Origin of the sequence: Citrobacter sp. Cpo030, from assembly GCF_030333005.1 — a bacterium.
In the GTDB taxonomy this organism is placed as follows: Bacteria; Pseudomonadota; Gammaproteobacteria; order Enterobacterales; family Enterobacteriaceae; genus Citrobacter; species Citrobacter portucalensis.
Window position 1 is genome coordinate 78,672 of record NZ_JAOWGT010000058.1, and the last position, 6,923, is coordinate 85,594.

The 6,923-nt window shown below is 51.1% G+C and carries 7 protein-coding genes, 2 tRNA genes and 1 rRNA gene; 2 read left to right on the forward strand and 8 right to left on the reverse strand.

Annotation, left to right across the window (positions count from 1 at the left end):
* Positions 1 to 118: 118 nt before the first annotated feature.
* The 4 genes from OGY37_RS10980 to ilvL form a co-directional block, all read right to left on the reverse strand.
* On the reverse strand, positions 119 to 1,048 hold the full coding sequence (locus tag OGY37_RS10980; protein ID WP_003829030.1) for a branched-chain amino acid transaminase: 930 nt from the start codon (positions 1,046 to 1,048) through the stop codon (positions 119 to 121).
* 17 nt (positions 1,049 to 1,065) lie between these two features.
* Positions 1,066 to 1,329 (reverse strand): acetolactate synthase 2 small subunit, encoded by a 264-nt coding sequence (gene ilvM / locus OGY37_RS10985; protein ID WP_003018017.1) that lies wholly within the window; start codon positions 1,327 to 1,329, stop codon positions 1,066 to 1,068.
* A complete protein-coding gene (ilvG, locus tag OGY37_RS10990) occupies positions 1,326 to 2,972 on the reverse strand; it encodes an acetolactate synthase 2 catalytic subunit (RefSeq protein WP_200920956.1) in 1,647 nt (548 codons plus the stop codon). The genes ilvM and ilvG overlap by 4 nt, the downstream gene beginning before the upstream one ends.
* Before the next feature lie 139 nt (positions 2,973 to 3,111).
* Positions 3,112 to 3,210: an ilv operon leader peptide gene (gene ilvL / locus OGY37_RS10995; RefSeq protein ID WP_001311244.1), complete on the reverse strand. Its 99-nt coding sequence runs from the start codon at positions 3,208 to 3,210 to the stop codon at positions 3,112 to 3,114.
* 352 nt (positions 3,211 to 3,562) lie between these two features.
* Here ilvL and OGY37_RS11000 point away from each other — a divergent pair, with 352 nt between their 5' ends.
* Positions 3,563 to 5,083 carry a YifB family Mg chelatase-like AAA ATPase gene (locus OGY37_RS11000; RefSeq protein ID WP_057067459.1) on the forward strand — a complete coding sequence of 507 codons (1,521 nt, stop codon included), beginning with the start codon at positions 3,563 to 3,565 and terminating at the stop codon, positions 5,081 to 5,083.
* A gap of 24 nt (positions 5,084 to 5,107) precedes the next feature.
* Here the strand turns inward: OGY37_RS11000 and maoP are convergent, their stop codons facing one another.
* On the reverse strand, positions 5,108 to 5,446 hold the full coding sequence (gene maoP, locus OGY37_RS11005) for a macrodomain Ori organization protein MaoP (protein WP_003018025.1): 339 nt from the start codon (positions 5,444 to 5,446) through the stop codon (positions 5,108 to 5,110).
* A 106-nt stretch (positions 5,447 to 5,552) separates the two neighbouring features.
* Between maoP and hdfR the strand changes: the two genes are divergently transcribed.
* Positions 5,553 to 6,398 (forward strand): HTH-type transcriptional regulator HdfR, encoded by an 846-nt coding sequence (gene hdfR, locus OGY37_RS11010; protein WP_008787063.1) that lies wholly within the window; start codon positions 5,553 to 5,555, stop codon positions 6,396 to 6,398.
* Between the two features lie 99 nt (positions 6,399 to 6,497).
* Here hdfR and OGY37_RS11015 read toward each other — a convergent pair.
* The 3 genes from OGY37_RS11015 to rrf form a co-directional block, all read right to left on the reverse strand.
* A tRNA-Trp gene (locus tag OGY37_RS11015) sits at positions 6,498 to 6,573 on the reverse strand.
* Between the two features lie 52 nt (positions 6,574 to 6,625).
* Positions 6,626 to 6,702 (reverse strand) — tRNA-Asp (locus OGY37_RS11020).
* Positions 6,703 to 6,757: 55 nt separating this feature from the next.
* Positions 6,758 to 6,873: ribosomal RNA gene (gene rrf / locus OGY37_RS11025) — 5S ribosomal RNA — on the reverse strand.
* Between the last annotated feature and the right edge of the window lie 50 nt (positions 6,874 to 6,923).

A 6,923-nucleotide genomic window follows, 5' to 3' on the forward strand; every position in this document is an offset into this window, starting at 1 on the left:
CGCCGCAGGTGCGTTGGCCGCCTCGCTCACCCCAGTCACTTACTACAGTAAGCTCCTGGGACTTGCTGCGTTGCCGTCTTCCTGCAACGTGAATTATTTTGGGGAAATATTAATTTTGTTATTGGTTTACTGAATCCAACCAGCCGTATTTATCTTCCGTTTCACCGGTGAAGAGGCCAAAGAAGGCCTGCTGGATGCGTTTGGTGACCGGACCGCAGCGGCCTTCGCCCACCTGGATACCATCGACACTGCGTACTGGGGTGATTTCGGCCGCGGTACCGGACATGAACACTTCGTCGGCCAGGTACAGTGATTCACGGGACAACACCTGCTCACGCACTTCGATATCGAGATCTTTCGCCAGCTTAATGATCGCGTCACGGGTAATACCCGGCAGTGCAGAAGAGGTAAACGGCGGGGTAAACAGAATGCCGTCTTTTACTTCAAACAGGTTTTCGCCCGCACCTTCGGAGATGTAACCATTCACATCCAGCGCAATGCCTTCCTGATAGCCATGACGACGCGCTTCGCTACCCACCAGCAGCGAAGACAGATAGTTACCGCCCGCTTTAGCAGCAGTAGGGATGGTGTTCGGCGCAACGCGGTTCCAGGAAGAAACCATCGCGTCGATCCCCTGCTCCAGCGCTTCTGCACCAAGGTAAGCACCCCACGGGAACGCGGCGATGATCACGTCAGTGGTGTATCCCGCTGGCGGGTTAACGCCCATCCCCACGTCGCCAACAAACACCAGCGGACGGATATAGGCGCTGGTCAGATTGTTTTTACGAATCACCTCGCGGCAAGCTTCCATCAGCTCATCAACGCTCTGAGAAACCGGAAAACGATAGATCTTGGCTGAATCACGCAGACGCTGCATATGTTCGCGATGACGGAACACCACCGGCCCTTTGTGAGAATCGTAGCAACGGATGCCTTCGAATACTGAAGTACCGTAGTGCAGCGCGTGGGACATCACGTGAACCTTCGCGTCTTCCCAACGAATCATCTCGCCATTAGACCAAATGTAATCAGCTTTTTTCGTCGTCATTTTTCTTCCTTTTGCGCTCAGGCGCGGATTTGTTGTGATGTGGTTGTGCTCTGGCAGATAGCAACATGTGCAACGTCTACCAGTTTACTTAACTGACTAAACAGTAAGTCGACCGACCGGGGGCTGGCAACGGTCAATTCGATATTTATATTTTGCGCATCGCTGGCGGCTTCCATATTCATGGAGCACACCTGAAAACCACGATGGCGTACCACGCGTAAAACACGTTCTAACGTTTCCGGATTGAAACGAGCCTCAACGGCGACCTGATGTTGCATCATGATAATTTCTCCAGCATTTCTGAGTTACTGGCACCTGGCGGTACCAGAGGCCAGACATTCTCAAGTTCGTCGATTGAGACATGAAGCAGGTATGGCCCCTCGCTGTTCAGCATGGTGTCGAGTGCCGCTTCAACCTGGTCTTTACGGGTGATGTGTTGACCTGGTATGCCGAAGGCGCTGGCCAACATGAGGAAATCGGGGTTATCGGTAAGGGTGGTTTCGCTATAACGTTCCTGGAAAAAAAGCTGCTGCCATTGTCGCACCATGCCTAACCGCTGGTTGTCGAGTAAGACTATTTTCAGCGGCAACTGCTTGCGTTTTACGGTGCCCAGTTCCTGTACATTCATCATGAAGGAACCGTCACCGGAGATACAGATTACCGTATCGTTCGGGCGAGCAACCTGCGCGCCAACCGCTGCTGGCAGGCCAAAGCCCATCGTACCCAGGCCGCTCGAGGTGATGAAATTTTCCGGGCGGGTGTAGGTCATATGCTGCGCCGACCACATCTGATGCTGACCAACATCCGTTGTCACTACGCTGTCCGCGGGTTTGCGATCGGACAACTGCTTCAACAACAGTGGCGCGTAGATAGCCTCACCGGGATGATCATAGCGCCAGGTATGCTCTGTGCGCAGTTCAGCGCTATGCTGACGCCATGCGTCAATCTTCAGAGATTGCTGCAATGCCGGCAGCAGAGAATTTAAATCACCCTGCAGGGCGACGTGCGCCTGGCGCAGCTTGTTCATTTCCGCCGGGTCGATATCTATGTGGATCACGCTGGCATTCGGTGCGAAGGTATTCAGCTTGCCGGTTACCCGATCATCAAAACGCGCGCCCACTGCAATCAGTAAATCACATTCTTGCACCGCAAAATTTGCCGCTTTAGTGCCATGCATTCCCAACATACCCAAATAGTATGGGTAGTCAGCTTCTACTGCGCCCAGCCCCTTCAACGTGCAGGCGACCGGCATTTGGGTTACCGCGATAAATTCACGCAGGGCCGGGACCGCCTGCGCCATACCAACGCCGCCACCGACGTACAGGATCGGTTTTTGCGCCTGCGCCAGCATTTTACGCGCCTGCTCAACATCAGCGTGCGGGAAAACCTCTACATTTTCGACGGTCGTAAAATACGGCTCCAGCGTACCGCTGGCCAGCTGGATGTCTTTCGGGATATCAACCAGAACCGGACCCGGACGACCGGAGTTCGCCACAGCGAAAGCCTCTGCCATAATGCGCGGCAGTTCTTCCAGTGACTGCACCAGGAAACTGTGTTTGGTGCAGGACAAAGACATACCCAGAACGTCCACTTCCTGGAACGCATCCGTTCCGATGAAAGGTGAGGCCACCTGACCGGTGATCGCCACCACAGGAACAGAATCCAACAGCGCATCGGCAAGTCCGGTGATCAGGTTGGTAGCGCCAGGACCTGAAGTGGCGATACACACGCCGGTTTTACCGGTCGCACGGGCATAGCCAATTGCCGCCATTGCCGCGCCCTGCTCGTGTCGGCACAACAGGTGTTCTACGCCGCCGTCATACAACGCATCGTAAACCGGCATAATTGCGCCACCAGGATAACCAAAGACGGTTTGAACCCCTTGTGCACGCAACGCATGTACCACCCACTGTGCCCCATTCATAGTTACATCCCCGCCGTAAATCTTGAGAAACAGAATTTTATGCTACCGCTCACTTTCTGCTCCTCATGTATGTTTTTAAGGTCAAAAAAAACCCCCGGACCTTTCGGTGCGGGGGTCTTAGTTCGTTAAGGCTTGTTTTCTAAGCCTTTCCTCGTCCAAGTGCAGCCCCGCACGGTGGGATAATAATCACCACCACGCTAATCACGACCAGGCTAATCACTCGTAGAAGGGCTGTCATTTTTGTATTTTCTTGCATCTTGTTCGAAGGAATACCTAAAGAGTTACCATAGAATTTGCAAATGACACAAGATATTTTTTTATTCGTTTTTCTGACGCCGTTAACGGTTTAGATAAATATCATTGTTTTTTATACAAAAAATCAAAAGTGAAAATATTTCACGTTTCAGGTGATTCTCGGCAACCCGTTCCCTACTAAAAACGTTATTCAAAAGCGTTTGCGGGCGCTATTCCAGGCTTTATGCAAGCAGTATTGAGCTACATAAAAACACGGGAATAAGCCTCTAAAAACCGTAATTATGTGAAATCTTGCCGCGATGTATTGCGACATAATGCTTTCATCAGGAGGGCTTATGTCACTATCGATTGTTCACACACGCGCTGCGCTGGGCGTGAATGCACCAGCCATTACCATCGAAGTACATATCAGTAATGGTTTGCCTGGTTTAACCATGGTGGGATTACCCGAAACAACGGTAAAAGAGGCTCGCGATCGAGTTCGCAGTGCGATTATTAATAGCGGTTATGAATTCCCGGCGAAGAAGATAACCATAAACCTCGCTCCGGCCGATCTCCCGAAAGAAGGGGGACGATATGATTTACCTATCGCAGTTGCGCTTCTGGCTGCGTCTGAGCAGCTTACAACCCATAACCTCGATACATATGAGCTGGTAGGCGAATTAGCGCTTACAGGCGCGTTACGCGGCGTTCCCGGTGCGATATCAAGTGCAACTGAAGCTATTCGCGCAGGCAGGAGAATTATTGTCGCAAAAGAGAATGCAGCTGAAGTGGGACTGATACACGGTGAAGGGTGCCTGATAGCCGATCATCTACAGGCTGTATGCGCATTTCTCGAAGGTAAGCATGATTTAGACAGACCATCATCGGCAGATTTTACCCCCTGCGCATTAGCAGATGATCTGAGCGATGTTATCGGCCAGGAACAGGGTAAACGCGGATTGGAACTTACCGCAGCTGGCGGTCATAACCTCTTACTCATCGGGCCGCCGGGAACGGGTAAGACCATGCTGGCCAGTCGCCTGAGAGGATTGCTTCCGCCACTGAGCAATGATGAAGCACTGGAAAGCGCCGCGATTCTAAGTCTGGTCAATTCCGACACGCTACAAAAACAGTGGAAACAACGCCCTTTTCGTTCGCCGCATCACAGTGCTTCATTAACTGCCATGGTCGGTGGCGGCTCTATTCCTGCGCCAGGCGAGATATCTCTGGCGCATAACGGCATACTGTTTCTGGATGAGCTTCCCGAGTTTGAGCGGCGCACGCTGGATGCACTGCGAGAGCCCATTGAGTCCGGGCAGATTCATTTATCCCGTACTCGGGCAAAAATAACTTACCCCGCGCGTTTTCAGCTTATTGCTGCCATGAATCCCAGCCCAACAGGACATTATCAGGGGAACCATAACCGCTGTACCCCAGAGCAGACGCTACGCTACCTCAATCGATTATCAGGTCCATTTCTTGACCGCTTCGATCTCTCCCTCGAAATCCCCTTACCGCCGCCCGGCATACTCAGCCAGAGCCAGGTAAAAGGGGAAGATAGCGCAACGGTGAAGCAACGCGTTATGGCAGCACGAGAGCGTCAGTATCGGCGGCAGAATAAGTTAAATGCGCACCTGGACAGTCAGGATATCCATAAATACTGTCCATTGCGTAGCGACGATGCGCAGTGGCTTGAAGAAACGCTCGCGCATCTCGGATTATCCATCCGCGCCTGGTTACGCCTAATAAAGGTCGCTCGAACGATCGCGGATATAGAACAATCTGACCATATATCTCGCCAGCACTTACAGGAGGCTGTTGGGTATCGGGCGATAGACAGATTACTCATTCATTTGCAGAAACTACTGGCATAAAAAAAGGGCTTTCGCCCTTTTTTATTAATCATCAGATTCGGTGTAGTCTTCCGCACCTTCCACCTGAGGTTTCCCGCCAGACAGCGTGTGGAAGCGTTTTGGACGCTTAATGCGCGTCATGTATTTGGACCACACACGTTCAGCTTCGGTAACCGGTTCGCGCTCACCACGGCATACCGCAACAAACAGTTTTTCTTCTTCCGTTACCGGCTCACGCTTGCCCAGATCCAGCTCGTTGAAAGCATAACCGTGACGCTCAAGCAGTTGTGCTTCTTTAATGGTGAAATCACCATGACGGGAGAATCCGCGGGGATAATATTTATTATCGAAATATCGATTAGTCGTCGTAAAGCTTTCCGCCATCCTGCACGCTCCTAATTCTTTGGCCGAGCTATTTATGGCGCGGAGTATTAGTTACGCTTGACAGAGCGTCAAACAAAAGATTTAAATCATAACGACAAATAATTTTATGGAGCGAGTTGTGGATACGGAATTGTTAAAAACTTTCCTGGAAGTTAGCCGGACACGCCACTTTGGCAGGGCTGCTGAAGCACTCTATCTGACCCAATCAGCGGTTAGTTTTCGGATCAGACAACTGGAAAATCAATTGGGTGTAAACCTGTTCACCCGACACAGAAACAATATCCGTTTAACCGCTGCAGGTGAAAAATTATTACCTTACGCTGAAACGCTGATGAATACGTGGCAAGCAGCACGTAAGGAGGTTGCGAATACCTCGCGGCATAACGAGTTTTCTATTGGTGCCAGCGCATCCCTCTGGGAATGCATGCTTAATGGCTGGCTGGGGCGTTTGTACCAATCCCAGGAGCCACAATCCAGCCTGCAATTTGAAGCGAGGATCGCGCAGCGACAGTCGTTAGTAAAACAGCTTCATGAACGACAGCTTGATCTATTGATTACTACCGAAACGCCCAAAATGGACGAATTTAGCAGCCAACTGTTGGGATATTTCACGCTGGCGCTCTATTGCAGTTCTCCTTCACAAACCAAAGATGAACTGAATTATCTGCGTCTGGAATGGGGACCTGACTTTCAGCAACACGAGGCTGGATTGATTGCGGGAGATGAAGTGCCGGTACTTACCACCAGTTCGGCAGAATTAGCCAGGCAGCAACTTTCAGTCCTCAAAGGTTTTAGCTGGCTACCGGTCAGCTGGGCTAAAGGTAAAAGCGATCTCCATACGGTTACCGACAGTACAACGCTTTCACGCCCGTTATATGCAGTTTGGCTGCAAAATAGCGATAAACATGCACTGATTTGCGATCTGCTGAGAACGAATATTCTGGAAGATTAAGGAAAACGCTGGCAAGGATGCCGGGAGTAAAATAGAAAGAAGGAAAAACTCAAATTACAGGTAAAAAAAATCCTTAGCAATAATGCTAAGGATTGTTTCTGGCAGGGGCGGAGAGACTCGAACTCGCGACACCCGGTTTTGGAGACCGGTGCTCTACCAACTGAGCTACGCCCCTAAATCTTCTTATCATTAAGCCTGCTTAGTAGCAGGCTTAATTTTCTAATAAGTGGCGGAACGGACGGGACTCGAACCCGCGACCCCCTGCGTGACAGGCAGGTATTCTAACCAACTGAACTACCGCTCCACCGAATTTCTTTGTCACCACCCGGATTCTTCATCCCGGTTTACTGCAATTTGATGCCTGGCAGTTCCCTACTCTCGCATGGGGAGACCCCACACTACCATCGGCGCTACGGCGTTTCACTTCTGAGTTCGGCATGGGGTCAGGTGGGACCACCGCGCTACAGCCGCCAGGCAAATTCTGTTTATCAACACGCTTTTGCATGTCGATGTTATCTGTAATCA